The 19,753-nt window shown below is 52.0% G+C and carries 8 protein-coding genes; 6 read left to right on the top strand and 2 right to left on the bottom strand.

The features are described from left to right. Positions 1-88: 88 nt before the first annotated feature. Both AC4LFW_RS13915 and AC4LFW_RS13910 read right to left on the bottom strand, forming a co-directional pair. The gene (locus AC4LFW_RS13915) at positions 89-2,353 is read right to left on the bottom strand and encodes a DUF262 domain-containing protein (RefSeq protein WP_491820230.1); all 2,265 of its coding nucleotides are present in this window, start codon (positions 2,351-2,353) and stop codon (positions 89-91) included. Continuing rightward, positions 2,350-4,113 (bottom strand): DUF262 domain-containing protein, encoded by a 1,764-nt coding sequence (locus AC4LFW_RS13910; RefSeq protein ID WP_491819698.1) that lies wholly within the window; start codon positions 4,111-4,113, stop codon positions 2,350-2,352. Before AC4LFW_RS13910 ends, AC4LFW_RS13915 begins: the two co-directional genes overlap by 4 nt. 877 nt (positions 4,114-4,990) lie before the next feature. Here AC4LFW_RS13910 and dpdE point away from each other — a divergent pair. The 6 genes from dpdE to dpdJ are packed head-to-tail and all read left to right on the top strand — an operon-like array spanning position 4,991 to position 19,753. Next, complete coding sequence (gene dpdE, locus AC4LFW_RS13905; RefSeq protein ID WP_491819697.1) at positions 4,991-8,080, top strand: protein DpdE; 3,090 nt, start codon at positions 4,991-4,993, stop codon at positions 8,078-8,080. After that, entirely contained in the window at positions 8,080-10,557 is a 2,478-nt protein-coding gene (gene dpdF, locus AC4LFW_RS13900) for a protein DpdF (protein ID WP_491819696.1), read from the top strand. The genes dpdE and dpdF overlap by 1 nt, the downstream gene beginning before the upstream one ends. A gap of 5 nt (positions 10,558-10,562) precedes the next feature. Further along, a complete protein-coding gene (gene dpdG, locus AC4LFW_RS13895; RefSeq protein ID WP_491820228.1) occupies positions 10,563-11,459 on the top strand; it encodes a protein DpdG in 897 nt (298 codons plus the stop codon). Next, positions 11,456-14,554, top strand: a complete 3,099-nt coding sequence (dpdH, locus tag AC4LFW_RS13890; RefSeq protein WP_491819694.1) for a protein DpdH — start codon at positions 11,456-11,458, stop codon at positions 14,552-14,554. Before dpdG ends, dpdH begins: the two co-directional genes overlap by 4 nt. Continuing rightward, complete coding sequence (locus tag AC4LFW_RS13885; protein ID WP_491819692.1) at positions 14,541-15,293, top strand: hypothetical protein; 753 nt, start codon at positions 14,541-14,543, stop codon at positions 15,291-15,293. The genes dpdH and AC4LFW_RS13885 overlap by 14 nt, the downstream gene beginning before the upstream one ends. Then, positions 15,293-19,753 (top strand): protein DpdJ, encoded by a 4,461-nt coding sequence (gene dpdJ / locus AC4LFW_RS13880; RefSeq protein WP_491819690.1) that lies wholly within the window; start codon positions 15,293-15,295, stop codon positions 19,751-19,753. Before AC4LFW_RS13885 ends, dpdJ begins: the two co-directional genes overlap by 1 nt.

Below are 19,753 nucleotides of genomic sequence, written 5' to 3'. Positions count from 1 at the left end.
GGAGTGGCTGGTCGTACTTCCCTAAGAACATGGCGGGCGTAGGGTCTCCGTTGGGCCGCGAAGCGGCACCAGGCAGCCATGTACTACGCTAGAGCCCGATCTCATTCAGCGCACGAATCAGTTCTGCACCCCTTAAGATCCGGTCTACGGTGTCCCGCTGGTTTTTCTGCGGCATCCGAAAAACGTAGTCGGTGCCAATGCCAAAGACGGCGCACATATCGGCCAGGCGACTCAGCTGATCAGGATCGCTTGGTATTTCCGCCAATTGCCAGCCCTCATCGACACTTTCTAGGGTAATGATGCCGTTCGATCGTTCCAGCTGGCGCCGTTCGGTCTCGTATCCATAAAACCAGAGATCCTTGGTAGACAAGCCACTCAAGCTCGCTAGCTCAGTCAGATAAGGATCACGGTAGTAGCTACGCATAACGGTCTTATCCAGCATGCAGATGCTATAACCAGTTTGACTCACAGCATAGCGACCAGAGGCTCCCCTGCGCATTGATGGGTATTTGACGAGGTAATAACGCCAGTCCAACGATTGGTTTTTCTCGCATTCTTTGATAAATGCTTCCTGGATGGTCTTCAAGACGGCCAAATCACTGCTGTTCTGTGCGACATGATCGAGTAAGCGGGTCAGAGGTTGCGTCAGCTCCGCATCGCTTCTGCCCATGAGTATCTCTCGCCATACTGCCTCGCTACTGGGTGAGCCGAGGTCGACGAACCTGTAACCACCATAGCGATTGAGCTTGCGTGAGTAATCGCCGAGAGCCAGCAGTGCCCCGGTCAGTTCTTGCCAGCACTGACGATCTTCGGATAACCGAAGGAAGGCTTTTGCCCGTTCGGTGAACACCGTGGGATCGCCGGACGGGTCCAGATCAAACACGGCTAGGGATCCCCTCAGTAGGCGATTATCCTCCAACCGGTGGACAATCTTCTGCAGCGCAGGGTGGGCGGCGAGGAGTGTAGCTTTGTCCTTCTCATTTGCCACTTGCCTCTGGTTAAAGGTCGATATGCCTTCCAGAGTCGCCTCGACCACGATGCGCCTAACGTCCTCCAGTAATGCAGCCATGTTTTGAATACGCATCTCACCGCCACCGGAAGACTCGATTAGATTGCGAACAATACGTAACTGTCGAGGGAAGTCAGTTGTGGCGTGGATGCGATGCAGGAGCACCGCATATAGCAGCAGACTGTGGGCCTGGTTCCACTCGGACTCCCCATAGTGACGGCAGCAGCCGCCAAATAGGTCAGTGCTTTGCACTGCCTTAAAACGCAGTGGGTTAAAAATAAGAAGCGCCGATGATTCTTCACATGGCTCCGTACATAGCAATGCGGAGAACTCGGCGTGAATCATAACGTCCTGCCAAACATCGAAGGTTTTGAACAGAAACTCCAGATGCTCGGCAGCGCGCTCATTGCTGGCGTCGAACAGGCTTTGTGCCAAGATATCGAGATTTGCCTTGCTGTCCGAACGACCGCCCTCGCGCCAAGTGCATAGGTCGCAGGCAAAGCGGAAATAGCGCATGAGCTGATCATCAATCAAGTGATCAGCGTCTTTATAGGCCCAAAGAGTATCGGCCCACGCGGTATCGATCTTCTGTGAAAATTCTTCAAGCCGGTTAGGTTGGTTGGCTTTTAGCAGCGCCTCAAAATGAGCCTTGAAATTTTCGAATGGTGTCAGAGGCTTACCGCGGGAGTTCATCTTAATGTAGAGATCGTCGGTAAGCTGGTTGGTCACGACCGGCAGTAGGTGGAAACTGATCGCCGGAGCAACCGGGTCTACCAGCCGCTTCCAAGCCGCCTTGATCGACTCAGAGTTGGCGCTCGCAAAGCGTTCTTCCAGCGCCTGCAGCATGACCAGCATTGCGCTAATACTTGAATCGTGATGCCAGCCATGGAAATACCAGGCTTGGTCGACGATCCACGCCCCTAGGCAGGTTTCCTCGGCAGGCGGTTGATGGGTTGCCAGCGCTTCACAGAATTGCCGGGCACTGGCTCGCGTCGCGTAGCTGAAGTTTCGCCAAGCTTGACCTTCGAGCGGCGTGCCGGCCCGCCAGCACAGAAACCAATGCAGCAGGAATAGCGTGGTAAGGCGTTGCTGGCCGTCCAGGGGGTATAGGGTGTTATCGACCACGTCTCCGTAGACGAAGTCCAGGCTGATTGGAGCCCCGCCCGGCATGACCGCATCGTACAAGGCAGCGACAAAGTCCTTGCGGATCCGCTCTACGGATTCACCTTGGCGACCTTGCGCGTAATCGCGTTGAATCAGGGGGATCTCAATTCGGTTGATTCGATGAGTATCTTCCTGGCTTTTGCCGAAGAGCGAAGCATAGGACGTAAGAGTTTGGTTCATGATGTCCACTCATCTTCCAGGAAATAGGACTTGGTTGTCGAAATTATTGCTTCGAGATAGTTGCTGCGGTCCTGAGGACTCCAGAAATGATTCTGGTGCGCATCTGCCGAGGTGTAGTACTTTAGGAAGACGTTGCGGGTGCAAACCGGGATGTACCCGCCCTTACGGTCGATTGCCAGCAGGCTTTGCCGCTTAACCTCGAACACCGAGTTGCTCAGGAGACTATTGTCGGCCCTGGAAAGTAACGCAAGGTTGCTGACGGAGTGCACACTATGGGCGGCTGACAAACTCTGCTCGATGTGTGTGCTGAAGGCTTTGACGACGCGTGTGGCAAGGTCTTGGAAAGTGGCGCCGAAATTTTTGGCAGTTTCCAACTGTGCTAGTGCAAGCTCGATGTCCTTGATCAATTGCGCTTGGTCTTCAACGGTTTCTGGGGCTAGGGCAGACAATGCGGACAAGTGCTGTCTCAGCCAGGTCTCCCACTGCTCAGCCTTGGTTAGGCTCTCGGCGTTCTGCGCATGGATGTGCTCAAGCGACCAGGCACTATCAGTATGCAAGTGGAAGGGAAAGCGCTGGTTGGAATGGGGGGCAAGGCGCATGCTCTCGACATTCATTAGCAGCAACAGGCGCAGCAGTTTCTTGTAGTCGCTCTGGTTGTCATAGCTGAGCGTCTCCACCTCCGAGGCTCGAAGTGCTAGTGAGCCCCTTATCCGTTCATCCAGGTGATGCTCGAACTGGCTTTTGCTCTGATCGCGGGCCAGCCGGGCCAGTTCCCCGAAAGCGGTACCCGTGAGCACCAGATAGCCCACCTTGTGGTAGATGCTGCGGTTGTTAAACCAGCCAAGCATTAGGTCATGCAGGTTCAAAACCTGCATCCAGAATGCCATGGGGCTTGTTTCGATCTGCTGTCTTAACGACTCGAAGGTGTAATAACGGGGCGGCTTTCGCCCTGGCCAGGGGGCGTTAGGTGCCAGGGTGTCGAGCAGGAGGCTAATTCTAGTAGGGTAACGATCATCAGTAACCCCTGGTGCGTCACTGGAGATGAATCCCCACAGCTCAGGCGCGTGGAGATCGCGCTCGATGATGTCCCATTGACTTGCTACCTCAGCAGCTCGATGAGCATGTCCGCCTTTAATCTTGGACAGTAGGAGCGCTTTTACCAGCTCGGCATCGGTCAGGGGTATCCTACCCACATTGAGGCGAGTGAACAGTGCGGTGGCATCCATGTCGTCGGGAGCTTGATACCAGATCACCCGGACGCTTTCGAACAGCGCCGCGTAGAACCGGTTGGCGGCGTACTGAAGTCGATTCCCATGAGCTTCGAACCATTCACCAATGCATTGGTAGGCTTTGTGCAGATGGTAGTAGTCAATGTTACTTTCATGAGCAATCGGCTCGTTATTGCCGAGTCCTTTTAGGAAGTTTGAACTCCCTGGGCGCGTCTCATAGTGCAGCTCATACGGCAGGTTGATTCTATTCAGTCCTGTATTGTACATGTAGAGCAGGATCAAATAGAGCGTGGTCAGGCGCTGCTGCCCATCTACAAGCTCCCAGTGGCAGGACTGTGCTGTAGCGCCTTCCTGGCGAAGCTTCACGACAACTGGCTGCAGGTTGTACGGCTGTTGGAGCGGGTTGTTATCTAGGGCGTGCCAGATATCTTCCAGAAGCCGTTTCACATCCGTGACATCCCAGCGGTAGCCCCTTTGGTAGCCTGGTATGAAAAACACGCCGGCGATGTCGCCTACATACTTATGAGCCAAGGTTGCTGACGCCTTACTGGCCCTATGTGCGTCCAAGCACGGTACGTCCATGATTTCAAATCTCATTGTGGGTGCGGGCTGATCAGGGGACGGCATCCGCATGATAGGAGTTTGGAGCTAGGATGATGCTATAGAGGTACGGCTCATGGCCACTGCTCGCCCCATCAATGCACTTAAAGGAAAATGATTGCGAGGAAGATTGATGGCTTCCTTGGCGAAAATAGCAAGCCTTGGCCTCGTTACGAGTCCGGTGCCGCCGGCGATTCAAGCGATTTCAGGGCACTCGTTAGCAGGGTTGTGGATAGAAGAAGGTTCGCCCAATCGATACGAACCGTAATCCTTTGCCCAGCCAACCTACGCGATAGCTTCTATCTGGCCTGGGCATCCCATCTATTGCGAAGCCCAGGCTGGCTATCTTCAGCGTTTTCGATAACGCAATGGCCGCCGCGAGATCCAGCGCATGGCCCCAATAGATTGCTTGCGTTTCATCACATCTCCATGTGTTCGAAAACTTTACCTGTGCATGTGAACACTGTAGATATGTAATCAAAGCTTACATACGATCAGGCGTGCGGTCGATGAAGTCAGTTGTCGGTGTATTTTGGTGAGGCGGTGGAGAAGGCTACGACCGGTAGGTGAGCAATCATGCAGTCTCTAGCCACTAGACCGATGAGTGCATTCGGCGTCTCTGCTGACAAGGGGTAATAGCAAAAAAACATTGGGCATGGCTTTACCCGCACATATCCAGTGGATAGGGTGACGGTCGTCGCATCACAACGGTTCTAATCGGTCCCTAAGATGGCCCCACCGCCAGTTGAGGAGCCAGTATGGATACTCCGATAGGTCGCTCATCGACGAAGTATGCGAGAGGGAAGAAATGGACCAGGTTCTAGAAATCGGCGAGTTGGTTCTGTCCAGTGTTTTTTCTGGCATTGGCAAGCTGTCGGGATTGGATCGTGATAAGGGGGAATGCGAAGTTACCTTCTTCGAGTCCCCTTTGAACCCTGAGGCGCGAAAGCTCAGGGCCGATCTGGCCGACGTTCGGAAAACTCAGTTGTATGAGGAATCCATCGTCTATTGTCGAGATCAATTCACAGGCATTTGGCGGCGTGGTAGGTACGGCGGTTCGCGGCCACTCAAGCGGCATCTAGTGATCTTCCGTGCTGAAGATAACGATCAGGCCGTTGTCGATATCGATGAAATCTACTGCCTGAACCTTGGAGCGCAAGGCTTGCTCGATCCTTCTGCGTTCCTGGCGGCTAGGGCTAACGATGCGCCATATTTTTTCCGACTGCGCCAGGATTTTCTCGAAGCGTATATCGAGCAGCGGGCGGCTTGCCGTTCAATCGGTGCGTTTACCAGCAGTAGCGTCGAGTTGGAGCCACACCAAATCGCCGTAGTTAGACGCGTCCTTCAGGACCCATGCCCGAAGTACTTGCTGGCCGATGAAGTGGGCTTGGGGAAGACGATCGAGGCAGGCCTTGTCATCCGTGAACACGTGCTTCAGAAGAAATTTAACGCCAATGTGTTAATTGCGGTGCCGGCTTCTCTTATCAGTCAGTGGCATGAGGAGTTAAAGGGCCGATTCCATCTTGGCGAGTTGATGTCTACAACGCATCGACCTAAAGCACTGATTCGAGTATGCAGTCATGAACGGTTGGTAAAGGCGTTGCGGGAGGGCGGTCAGCCTAGCTTGATTGTCGTTGACGAGGTGCATCAGTTAGCGCCGCTGGCCTGGGCCTCCGAGCAAGCCTTGAATTGCCAGTTCCAGGTGCTGGCGGAGGCCTGCCAGGCAGCTGAGGTGGCGCTGTTGTTGTCGGGGACTCCATTGAATGGGAACGAGAAAAATTTTCTAGCGATGCTTCACTGCTTAAGTCCCGAAGCTTATGAGATCTCGGAAGCGGGGGTTCAGCGCTTCATCGCTCGAGTTAAGGAGCGTGAGTGGCTTGGCGGGTTGTATGGCGCACTGACCCCGGACAACTCGAACGCCGCATTGGAGCAAGCAATACGAGATCTGCAGGGAAAATTCTCTGAGGATAAGGAGTTGCATGAGCGAATCGGCAGTTTGATGCCGTTGGTAGATCTTTTCGCCGAGGAGAGCGGCGAGCAGCGCGAGCAACAAATCATAGGCTTGCGGCATTACCTCGGAGAACACTATCGCCTGCATCAGCGCATGCTTCGTAATCGCCGGGAAATGGGGCATCTCGCGCAATTGTTTCCAGGATTGGCTGGTTTGCGCCGTCAACACTGGCCGATACAACCACGCAGCATGCCATTAGATCTGTTGTTGGAAGAGTATCGCAGCCAGGCCTGCCGAGATCCTGATGAGTTCCAGGCGATGAGTTCTGGAGAATACCTGAATTGGGTTGACGACTTGTTGGGCAGTCCATTATTGGTCAAGCAGCGGGCCGATAGGTTCGTCAGTCACCTGGCTACGAGGCTTGAAGCAACCGAGCGAGAGTTTCTTGCCGAAATATCCAAGCAGGCCTCACTCGAGCAGGCATGTAAAGATCGGAGTTTGATCGCGAGTCTTGAGGGTTGGTTGGCCGAAAACCCGAAGGGCAAGGTGGTTGTTTTCTGCGGTGACGAAGTAGTCGCGGATCATGTCGCCGCTACGCTCGGCGACTCTCTGGCTGTGGGTATTGAGCGCAATGCTTCCGACCGCGACTTGCAGTTCTTGCAGCCGGGCGGTTCTGTGCGGGTATTGGTTTGCGATCAAGGTGGTGAAGACGGCCTTAACCTGCATGGGGGGCAGAAACTCGCCGTGCATTACAGCCTACCGAGATCATTCAGTCGCGTTGAACAACGTCTGGGGCGATTGAATCGTTACAGCGCTAATTTGCGTGGCATCAGGCCTGTAGAAAGCTTGGTTTTGATTTCTGACCATGATGGTTTGTTAAGGCGGTGGGTGGATCTGCTCGACACATCGGTATGTGTGTTCAATCAGACGGTGGCTAGTTTGCAGTACGTACTGGAGGAGCACCTCGAAAAGACTTGGCAGGCGGTCGTGCGATCCGGCGATGAAGAGTTGCTTGTCTGCGCCAAGCAACTGAGCGGCGAGGGAGGCCTGCTGGACCGCGAGCGCCGTCGGGTGAAAGTACAGGAAGAATTGCTTGCATTGGATGATGATGTCGCCAAGGCACGGGACTTCGCTGAGGAGATTTCTGAGGCGGACGAAATAGCCGAGGAGCAGATTGACCGCATGTGTGCCTGGATGACGCGCGGGTTGAACTTCAGGTTAGAGGGGGATCTGCAGCAGCAATTCAGGTTAGGCTTCGGCCTTGACCCGGCTGGGCGTGGCGGTCGTACCCTCGTGGACGTGAAGACCTTTATCGAAGGATGCATCACGGGTATTGACCCGGAAAGTGGTAACCCGCCATACACCGCTCCCATGAGTTACTTGCGGCAGCAGGCTTCAGTTCAATCGGGCGTGTACCCCTTCCGTTACGGTCAGCCATTCGTGGATTCCATATATGAACTGGCCGCTGGTGATTCGCGGGGGGCAACCAGTGCTTTTATGCGCGTGCTCGAAAAAAGCAACTTGAGCGCACCGAAAATATTCTTCCGCCTCAATTGGTTGGTTGCCGCTACGAAGCATGGCGCTAGTCACCTGGAACAACTCAGTGGCGATGAGATGATGCCGCCTTCAGTAAAGAGCCATTGGCTGGCGGAGGATGGCAGTCTGGTAGTTGCTGAGGGCATGTTGAGGTCTTTGGAATGGCCTTACAACAAATCAAATCCTGGTTTTCAAGATATTAATTTACGCAATGACGTCTGGCCTGAACTGGAGTCCTTGCTACCTGCAGAGCATTGGAAGCGAATGGTCTTGGAGATCATGTCTCAGAGTCGCCAACAGACTTTGGCGGATTTGCCTCAGACGAAGATCTTTTCGTTTGAGCCGCAACTGCATCTGCTATCGATGCGTGCGGTAGTGGTGTGCACAAAAAAAATGCTGAGGGAGGGGTGATGCAAGCGCAATGGAACGCACTACAAGCAGCATTGTTGAGTCCTGGCCATGTGAGCAAGTCCGGTGCTCTGACTGAGTCATTTTTCATTCGATTACTAACGGTTTTTCGGGATTGTAAATCTGGTCCGGCTGATCGTGCAGCTGCGTGCCGCGATGCCCTGGGTTGCGCATTGGCAAACAATATCGTCCAGCCTGTGTTGCAACTACCTACCAATGCGGTTGATTCCTCGTCTCTCAGTCGGGCCGGTCTAGTTCAGGATTTCATGACCGGGCATGTACGGATGGTAGAAGTTCTGGATGATGCTGCGCTTGCTGTGTATGGGCATCGCCGACGCCGGTATATGAAGTCGGTACCGATGGATGTGGCGCTACGGCAAAAGCTTAAAAATGACGATTTTGATTCGTACCAGGGCCTTGGGCAACAAGCAGCGGTAAGGACTGTTCTTACTTCTGCGCCAGACAGCACGCTGATCATCAATCTGCCCACTGGTAGCGGGAAGACTCTCGTTATTCACGCACTGAGCCTGTTTGCGGGCAAACAGAAACTGGTGCTAACCATTGTACCAACCGTAGGGTTAGCGTTGGAGCAGGCTGCTCGCGCGGCTGAAGTACTTAACCGCGCGGATTGTGGTCATGGAGGAAGTTATGCGTTGTATGGAGGTCAAGCGGATGCTGAGCATCAGCAAGTCCTTGAGCGATTGAAAAGCGGGGATCAGCGTATTTTGTTTTGTTCGCCGGAGTTGGCTATTGGCAAACTCCGGCCGGCGCTTTTCCGGTTGGCACAGGAAGGACGGCTGGAGGCTCTGGTTGTCGACGAGGCGCATATGATTGATCACTGGGGGGCTGGGTTTCGTCCGGAATTCCAGTTGCTGGCGCCCCTGTTTCGCTCATTAAGGGACCACTCGCCGAAAGGTGTACGTACACTCCTGATGTCGGCAACCTTCAGTGATTCGACCTTACAGTTGCTCAAGGATTCGTTTGTCCAGGAAGGCAAACAAACGATCGAAATTCACGGCGGGTTCTTACGTCCAGAGCCGAATTTCAACGTGCTGAGAACTGCTGACCCTGCAGAGCATCAACTTGCTGTACTTGAGGCAATCCGGCATTTGCCTCGGCCGCTTATTTTGTACACCACTAAGAAAAAAGAGGCTGAAAATTGGAAAAACTTACTCCTTGAGGAGGGATTCAACAGAATCGGTCTGTTCTATGGATCAACTGCTGCCGATGAACGTGACGCCTTGATCCAAAAGTGGCGATACGACGAACTGGATATCATGGTTGCTACTTCCGCGTTCGGAGTGGGCATGGATAAGTCCGGGGTGCGAACGGTTCTGCATGCAACTGTGCCGGAGAGTATAGATCGGTTCTATCAGGAGGCCGGACGCGGGGGGCGTGACGGTACGGCCTGCTGGTCTTGGCTTGTCTACCATCCGGGACAGTTGAATATTGCGGAAAGGCTATCGCAGGAGAAGTTGATCTCTGCGGAGTTGGGCGTGGAACGCTGGAAAATGTTGTTGGGAAGTAGGGAAGTCAGTGGTGAGTACTTCACAATTTCTAGAACTGCTCTGCACCGCGGCCTGACTCGGAATAGCAAAGGTAACGAAATGTGGAATCTGCGTACCCTGCAGTTGATGCAGCGTGCGGGGTTGATACGTCTGTTTTTTGCTCCACCTGAACCGCCACAGTTCGAGGGTGAGTTAACATCAGAAAATGAGCGGATTCTAACAGAGTATTTTGAGGATTATTTCAACCGTATCGGCGTTCAGATTCTTATCGACTCCCATTTAGCTCCAGAGGTATGGCAGCAGCAGATAGCCCCGCGTCGCGATCAGGAAAAAAAGGCCAGGGCAGATGGTTTTGATCGTTTAACCGGATGGCTAAAAGACACGCAGCAACCGCTATGCTGGAAGTTGGATGAATTCTATCGCCCTAGCGGAATCGCCCCTGAACGCAGTTGTGGTGGATGTCCTGGTTGTCGTAGTCAGGGAAGAGGAGTTTTTACTCCAACACTGGGGAATATATTTCATCTGCGTGGTTTAGAGTTATCACGTATCCCGACTTGGATGCCATCTTCACTGTTACTTCGGGTCCGCTATCAACCTGAGTCCTACGCCAGGGTTACGACTAAAGCATTGCTGCACAATTGGCGTTTCTGGATGCAAAACTTACTGCGTACTAGGCAGGTTCAGGCTGTGCGCGCCAGTAGGGCAGTGCTAGATGAAATGTACCAAGACGACGCCCTGAAAGCGTTGCCGTTCTGGTGTGCCCTTGATCCGCAAGACAGTCCAGGGGGATGGCTTGAGTTGGTGCTACTGATGCCAGGTGAAACCCATTTACCGCTGTCGGGTTTTGATGATCCACCAAGAGTTATTGTTGCGCCTGAAAAATTAGCCGATCCGTCTTCGCCCTATCGCACGTGGTGGGAATGCCGCCCCGGTAGCAAGGTTTTGGAAAGTTTTGTGCAGGAGTCTCAATAGTGTCGATGGTGAACAATGCCCATGCGGGCAGCAGTTTAGTTTTGCTAAATATCATTGATCGAGTGCTAGTGCGGAAAGGTAAGCCTATATCTCGTGTTGATATTTTGGAGATTCTTCGACCCGATTTTTTACCTAAATCAGAGAATGCTAAAAAGCGTTTTGAGTGGAACTTAGATTTTTGGATAAAGGAAGGGCTTTGGTTGCAGGATGAGGCCGGCGAGATTTCTGTGCCCGAGGGCGCGACAGATAGAAATTTAGCGCACAGGGTGTTGGCTTTAATAATCGAAAATAGTAGGGAAGGTACTGATCAAACCATTCTGGATGATAAGCGGGTTGAGCCTTTCTTTCGGGCTATGACCTGTCTGCTGGTGCAGCAGGGCTATACGTTTATGGGCGGAGAAGTGGTATTGCCCGGTATAAATGGCAATGCGCAAGAAGCAGTAAATCGATGGCTGCCTGGTGAACGAGGTCTTAACCTCACTAACGAGTTATCAACATTTTTACAATACGGAGATTTTCTGGGTTTTCTCGAGCCTTTTCGTGGAGGCTACATTGTTGATCCAACTCGTGCGATCGAGCCGTTTTTAGAGTCGCTGTTTGCGGTTGAAAAAAAATTGTCGTTAAGGGTTTTTATTGAGCGATTGGCCGTACAAATACCACTTTTGGACGGTGGTCGTATTCGTTGTTTGCTCGAGCCTCTCATGCAGGAGTTAGGCTGGCATCCAAGAGATGATCATCACGTTAGCCCGGCATTAAGCCACGCATTAGTTCGTTTGGAGAGTTCTTTCCGCTTGCGGTTTGAAAGGGCCTCCGATGATGCCTCCAGCATGGAGTTACAACTTCCTGGTGAAGTGCGACGTTTTGTCAGTGTAGTTGTTTACGTTCCAGTGGTGACTGCATGAGTTTGATTAATTACTGGCCAAAATCTGAATGTGTCGCCCAGTGCATTCGTACAGAGGCCGAAGAGTTAGCTGAGCATGTGCTTCTGGCAGTGCATGAGCCAATGCAGTTGTTGCGTATGGGTGCAGGTGTTGACCAAATATGCGACGAGCAAAATCTGCTTGATCACTTTCTGTCGATAGAGCGACCGGTACCTATCATCGGGCGATCTGGGGTGGGTAAGTCCCATCTGATTCGCTGGATGGATGCAAAATTAAAACTGCACTCTGATTACCAGAGTTGGCATGTCGTGCGCATTCCAAAAAATGCCAGTCTGCGTCAGGTGCTGGAGCTCTTATTGGCTGGGCTTGAGGGGGAGGAATTTGATCAAGCTCGTAGTCGTATTAGTGCTGTTGGTGAGCAACTAAAGACCGAGGCAGTTGCGGATCTATTGCTGACATTTATGTCTCAGCAACTGAATAAATTGCACCAAGATGCTGCTCAGATAATGGCGTATTATCGGGAGCATCCAGAGTCTCGGGCCCAGTTGAGGGATGAAGAGCAGAGACGCTTGCGAGATATTCAAACCTATACATTGCCTGGTCGAGGGCTTTCAGAATTAATAACTGACTCTAACTTCAAAAAGAACCTACTTAATCCGGAGCATTGCATACATCAGTTTGCTAGTCGCCTTACGCGTGGGGCGACTGACCATGAACTGATTCGCAATGATTACCAAATCAAGGATGGGGATCTTGATTTTAGTTTCAACCTTGATGATTTGTCCCTAAGTGCGCGGCAGTGTGTAAGTACAACGCAATTGAATACTAGCCAAATTTCCCGAGAGGGTGCGGCGCGGGTGCTGAACGAGGTTCTTGGGGAGTCTATACGTACGGTTTTTGGATATCTTTTTCAGTTCAGTGGTGGCAGTTTTCAAGATCTGTTCAAGGAGATTCGTCGCTCGCTGAAACGACAAAACCGCACACTGGTTGTGCTAGTAGAGGATATGGCGGCCATCTCCGCTATTGAAGACGTACTGATCGATAGTCTGCTGGAGGAGTCGGTGCGTGATGGTGAGCAGGAGTTATGCACTCTGCGTTCGGCCATTGCGGTAACCGACGGTTACCAAGGCTATCTGCGGCGTCAGGATACAATCAAAACCCGTGCACAATTTGAGTGGTATATCCGCGAGCAGGGGCAGGGTCGTGAGCAGACCTTAGAGCGGATTGTAGATTTTTGCGGACGCTATCTGAATGCCGCTCGTTATGGAAGCGAGGCGTTGAAATCTTCTTGGTTGGTTCGAGAGTCCGACTCGTGGCCACCAGTTTGGTCAGATCCCGATGATGATAGCGATTACTTAAAAGCGTTCGGTTATGCGTCCAGTGGGATACCTCTTTTTCCTTTCAATCGCAATGCGATTGAAGCGCTGGCTGATTATTTCTGCCGCAAAGGCGATGAGGAACTCAAGTTTAATCCCCGGCAGGTATTGAACGAAATTCTCTTGCGCACCCTTAGCGATTATCGGGAAGCATGTTTGTTGAAGGCGTTTCCGCCTGCAGATTTTGCCGGAATTAGAGTTAAGACTGTATTGTCAGGTGCTTTGCAGAAGCTTGAAAAGCCAGAACGCTGCAAAACAGTAGTTGCTATCTGGGGATTTGACAGTCGTTCGATCGAGCATCTACAAAGCAATTTGGATCGTCGCGTTGCCAGGGTCTTTGGTCTAGACGGCCTGGCTGCGCTGCTCAAGGACGGAGTGAGTGTTTATGTTGCTCCCCCTAGTGGGGGTATGGTTTCAGAAACCTCAAGTCGACTTGTAAAATCAGGTGCCTTAAAAGGCTTATCCCTAGAGAAAGTGGACGCCGATCAGGAAAAACTGCAACTGTTGGAGGAGTCCGTCACCCTTTGGTTTCAGCGTAAGAAAAAGCTGGGGCAGACAGAGGCTCGCATCTTACGTGCAGGTCTCTTGTGGATATATGAGTTGTATGCACACTTGGATTGGATGGGTATAAGGGAGAAACCATCTCTGAAAAGTGGAGCATTTGTACTCATAGATCTTCCTTATGCTGAAAGTAACGTCGCAGGGAGTAAGATATCGTTCTGCCTGGAAAAGGACTTTAAGATCCCACAGAAATCAGAATTTTTGCAGGGAGTAGCACTCGCACTACTTCGTTACGAATATTTTAATCCAAAGTTTGATGGAGCCAGCGATTGGAGGTATCCCAACGGTTTTGAGGACTATCTTCTATATCAAAGTTTTGCCGCGAACTGGGTGCCGGATGTCTTGCAGACACTAACGGTTGAGGCGCGACAAACCTTGCCAAGCTTGTTAGGTAAGCAACTGCAATCGGCCGTGACACTGGGTTTGCTGGCGGATAGCAATAATGATCGTCAACGCTTAAATGAATTGCTTAGAACCGCTAAGGAGATTCGTGCAGTTGAGATTCCAGCAGTAGTTTCGCAACTAAAGCAAGCTAAGGACCAGGCGCTTGATAATTGGGATGCTCAGCGTGAGGCTTGGTTAAAACTAGTTTCTGCGAATGAGCATGGGATGGATGGAGACTTAGCGCTAAAAGCTTTAAAGAATGTCAAGACCAATAATGACCCCCAGCTTGGGAAGTTGTCGAATGCAATCACTCTGTCTCTGAAAGCGTCAGTCAACGTTGTTGAGGTGCTAGATGGTTGCACTCGACAAGATGTCTTCTGTTCTTTGTTGGATGAGATGTCTGACCTAGTGCATGACATCAGTGTTGGTGGGCAGCATTACCCAGTTCATCCAGACTTCCCCAATGCTAAGAAAATGCGTGCTTCGCTGGTTGATTTGAAAGACGGTGAAAATTGGAAGGTGGTGAAAGATCTGCTTGCAGTCCGTGAGGAAACGGATGTGGTCAGGCACTTGCAACGAGTCAACCAAATTGATGGTCAGCGACTGGAGCAAGTGGTGAAGGTATTGACGGATTGGAGAAACTTTTACAGTTACGTATTGCCTAGATTGGAGTCAGAAAATAAGAAGTGGGGGGGAGACATTCTCAAACAGTCTCAAGATAGTGTGACCCGTCTACTTGATGAAATGGCCGAAACAGTGACTGACCTGTGGGAGGAAAGTCATGAGTGCGCTTGAACAGCAGATCCGGAACTTGCGCAGCGAACAACTGTTAAGTCAGTCTGCTGGACAGTCCCGTGAGTCTATCGAAGACTGTAAGCATATTTACGAGCGGTTCCAAGATATCGCTAGTCGCCTTAAAGCCATGGTTGCCAACGCCGCAGTGCTCAAGGCGCTGCCGGCGGATGCTCCAGAGTTGACGCAATTAAGTGAAGAACTACAAGAACAATGCAGCAAAGCACTTGCCAGTCTTAAGCTTTTTATTGGCGTGTGGTCGCAAAAAAAATCCGCAGCCCGTCAGGATGATGCTCTTGATAACGCGCAGGCTGCACTAGAAAAACTAACCACGCAGTTAGAAGAGAAAGTTTTATCTTGTTGGAAAGCCTGGACCTCTCAACTTGATAGCCGATCCCGGGTTGAGCAGGTGATGCTTGATACCCAGCGCGGTATCCCCGGAGTTGATAACTTTTATACTGAGTACGTCGCTCTGCGTAAAAGGTTCTTAGCAGAGGCTAAACAGATTCCTGACACCGTGTGGAAGATTCAAGATTTGAATAAACTGGCAGCACGTATGCAGGAACTGCGGGGTCAGATGGATTTCGATCTTCCGGCAGATGTTAGTCTTTTTTTTAACAAGCTTAATCAGCCTGGAAGCCTTGGTCAGGCACCGCTTTCCTTCATGACACAGGAGGCTTTTCGGTGGCTTCAAGAACACGATCTGTTGGGACAGTTCACAGTTAGTCGGAAAGCTTTCTGATGGCGATTAATCTAGGGCAGTTGCACGCTTGCTTGGATAAGTTAGAGGAACTGGAAACTAACCTATTGGTTTGGGGTGATACCGGTGGATTCTTCAGCGAAGATGAGGTGTTGACAACGCTGGAGGGTGTACTGCCCGATCACGATCCCTATGATGTGCTGATTGAGTTAAGTAAGCATGCGATGCTCATCGAGGTGCCCCATCCTGAAGGGCTAACAAATGTTTACCGGACGAGAATGGGCGAGGCGGCGCACCTATATCGTAATCTTCGGCAATGGTTTCTCAAGCAACCGATAGATCGCTCTCGTACGTTAGTGTCGGATTTCCGCTTTTTGCGGCGACCTCGTAGTTACCCCAAACGCAATCAGGATCCGGCGCAACTGTTGCCTCAGTGGTTGCAGTTGGCGGGGCTGCATGCCCCTGAACATTTAAAAGCAGCCATTGAGTCATTACTCGAGTCGGCCAGAAATCCACTGGATTTGGCCGGTTTTCAGACCCGCGCCACATCGAGAATTTTGCAGGCTTTCAGCGCGCATCGCAACGGACAAACCTATGCCTCCGGCACAATTGTTTGTGCTGGTACAGGTAGTGGAAAGACGCTGTCGTTCTATTTACCAGGACTAGCCGCGCTTGCTGCGGACCTGCTGGGCAATCACACGCCCAGGGTGCGGATCCTAGCTATCTATCCGCGAAATGAGCTGCTCAAAGACCAGTTTATGGAGGCTTGGACCCAGTGCCGTAAACTCGATGGCCTGATGCAGGCCGGAATTGGGCGCAAGATTCGCATCGGCGCACTCTTCGGTGATACCCCTACTGAATGGCAATGGGCTGGGGTGGATTTTGAAACGAAGAAACCAAGTCTGGCGTTTGATTTGCTGCGTTGCTCCAGCAATAGTTGCGGCGGAAAAATGGAATGGCGCTCCAACCTTAAAGAGGTTGAATGCAATCGCTGTGGGCACCGCGTGGCCGATGACGAAGTGGCCTTGACTCGTCGTTGCCAGTCAGAATTTCCGCCGGATATTTTATTTACCACCACTGAGATGCTCAATCGGAGACTTGGGGATTTTAGTTGTAACCACCTTTTTGGCGTTGGCCCGCAAGCGGGTCCGACGCTAGTGTTACTTGATGAGGTGCACACCTACGGTGGTAGCAGCGGGGCTCAGACGGCGTACTTATTACGGCGTTGGATGAAACGCGCTCAATGCCGACCTCATTTTGTCGGGCTATCTGCAACCTTGGCCGATGCTGCACGTTTTTTTGCCGACCTGGTCGGAGCACGCCAAGAGCATGTTGAACTGGTTGAACCGTTGCCTGATGAAATGATAGATGAGGGTGCTGAATACCTGATGGTGCTACGCGGTGATCCGGTCTCACAGACTGCTTTGCTGTCGACCACCATTCAGGCCAGCATGCTAACTAGGCGTATTCTTGATCCCCGCAAGGGCTGTTCTAAGGGGACGTGGGGGAGTAAAACCTTCGTCTTTACCGACGACTTGGACGCCAACAATCGTCTTTATCATCAACTAGCCGATGCCGAAGGATGGCGTACGAATAAGTGGGGGCTAACTCCTCATCACCCCGCACTGGCTAGTCTGCGCGGCCCAAACGATGGGCAGGATGTAGATAAGCAGGACGCGACGCTTCCTCTAGAACGTATTCGTCTAGGACAGGACTGGCGAGTGGGCACCGATATCGGCCATTTGCTCAGTGAGGATGATAGAGCGGTAATCGGTCGCACATCGAGCCAAGATGTGGGCGTAGATGCCGACGCTGAGATTGTCGTTGCCACAGCCTCACTTGAAGTGGGCTTCAACGACCCTGCAGTGGGGGCAGTGCTGCAGCATAAGGCGCCGCGTGATGTTGCATCCTATTTGCAGCGTAAGGGCCGTGCGGGTCGCTCGCGCACAATGCGCCCTTGGATGTTGGTAGTCCTTTCCGAGTTTGGTCGTGATCGAGTTGCATTTCAGCGCTACGAAGAGTTGCTTAGCCCAGAAATCAAGCGGCAAGGTCTGCCGTTACACAACAGCCATATTCAGAAAATGCAGGCGGCTATAGCGCTGCTCGACTGGCTAAGTGCGCAATTAGGCAGTGGTTCCGTGTGGGCGATACTTCGTAAGCCTCAGAATAATAAGAGTAGTTGCAAGAAATTATTGGTTTTGGTTGAGCAATTACTACAACCAAGCAGCCAGCAAGATGAGTTTACTGCTTATCTAAAAGATGCCCTGCAGGTCGATAACGATACTCTGCTGCGTATTCTTTGGGCTCCGCCGCGTTCGGTTATGCTTGAGTTGTTACCTGCTCTGCAGCGCAAACTTGTTACCGACTGGTGTGCTAATGGCCAACTCTGGGAGGATGTGTCTAAAGGAAGTTCACCACTGCCGGAGTTTATCCCCGAAGCGCTGTTTGCAGAACTGAGCTTACCCAGTCTATTTATTGCCTTGGTGCGCGGGGTGGATTTGGGCATCGAGTGGAGAGATTTGCCGATTTTCCAAGCTCTACGTGAGTTTGCACCTGGACGGATTTCCAAGCGCTATGCCATTGACAGCAACCTGGATGCTGATTGGCTAATTCCAGAAAGTTTCGTTCCTGAGCCTGACGCCACCCAGCAGATGGGATTTGAGGTTTGTGAGGCTTTCGGCGAGCAGTTACGCGATGAGGGCTTGGTTAGCATTAGCGCTGCTCAGCCACTGACTGTACTGCGCCCCAGTGCGGTCTATACCCGCCGTCTCGAGCAAAAGTTAAATCTAACTGAGAAAAGTAACGCGCGATTGGTGTGGCAAGCCGAGTTTCGTGTGCCGTCACTGACTGAGGTACATGAGTGTCCAACCGGCAGTTGGGGGAGGCATCTGACCGATGTGACGTTCTGTTTGCACCAGCAAATGACTCCTCTGGAGGTGGTGCGATTTAGCACCGCGGCAAATGCCACGTTGCGATTCACCAACGGTGCAAGCACCAGGGTGAGATTTGACTGGCAGCGCAGCGGTGAACCTGTAGCTATTGGTGCAAGGCAGTGGGTCGATGGCATGCGTTTGCGATTTCAGATTAGTGATCAAGTGATTGCCAATATGTTGGCGGACCCACAAGTTCTACGTGGAATCCGCCCTGTATTCTTCCGTCATCTTGTTGATCAACTAGATATTTTGGGCGGAGATCCGTTTAAGGCAAATTGGATTGCCGAGTGTTACTTAGCCGCTCTGGCCGGAGAGTTGTTTGATCTAGATCCTGCAGCGGTTCAACCTTTAACCAGTGCGCTGACTCGGCTCCACGCTGCTGCCGGTATTGACCGTTTGCGCACAATTCCACAGAGTTTGTTTCAACCCGATGAGCAGTTAGATTCTGTGCAAGAGCAAAAACTGCAAGCGGAACTGCGTGAGTTACTGGCGCGTGATGATCTGCTCATCGCTCTACAGAACTGCGCCCGTGCACTGTGGGTGGATGTAGATTTGCTACCTGAATTGCCTGTCTGGAGTCGTACGCTGCTAGCCAATACCCTCGCTGCCGCTGCTCAGCGAACAATGTGTGTGCTGTTGCCAGATGTTGATGAGCGGTTGGTGTTGGCCGATGCGTTATGGCTGGAGGACTGTCTAGAGATCTGGCTGAGTGAGTCGGAGGCAGGGGGTAACGGGATTATAAGTCGCTTGGAGCAAGTCTATTTCGAGGATCCGCTACGCGTTCTTAATACTCTCGCACGCAGCCTACAGCCAGGTGACTATGAGCATATCGATTTTGATCTGTACCAATTGCTGGGGCAGGTGGTTCCAGGGGGCAGTCTGGCCGATGCGTTAGCCGTGGTGCGAGGGGCTGGTGATTTGCAGCAGCGCCGTGAAGCCAATGCAGAGCTGCACCGAACTCTACTCAGCGAAGGTTTTGCCCTGAGTCATAGCTTCTTGAGTGTGCTGTATTCTAGGGCTCTAAGACCTGGCAGCAATGACTCCACTGACGCGCGCTTGCTTGACTTACTAAACGCCTGGCGAACGTTGGAGGCTGATAGCGGCCTTGAGTGGGGCCTAAATATCGCAGCCCATGCACTGGCGTCCAAAGAGCTAGGTAGGCAGGCAACGCCTCTTGAGGTATTCCAAGGTCTTTGCCGCAATCAGGGGCTGTTGTGGCCACGTGGCAATGCTATTCGTCAGTCTGAAATGAGTTACTACAACCCATTCCAAAACGATGTTGCTACCACTGAACGCTTGCTCGGCAGTTTGCTGTTTGCCGAGCAAGAACCGACTGTTCAATTTTCCTCTGATTATTTGCCTAAGTTGCACGATGTGTTACGCCGAGCAGGGCATGCGGACTTGTTACTTACGCGTGTGCAGATGACCAAAGTTTCTCAACTGATTGCTGAGATTCAGTTGCAGCCTGTTGATCACTCAGGACTATGGTTGTACCCGCGTATCGGGGCTATGACCCGGTTGCAGGATAGTGTGGTATTGCGAGTCGAACTGGCTGAGGCTATTCAATAA

Source organism: Stutzerimonas sp. C6.4V (assembly GCF_058536345.1).
The sequence above is the reverse complement of the archived record's forward strand: the minus strand, read 5'-3'. Positions and strand labels throughout refer to the sequence as shown.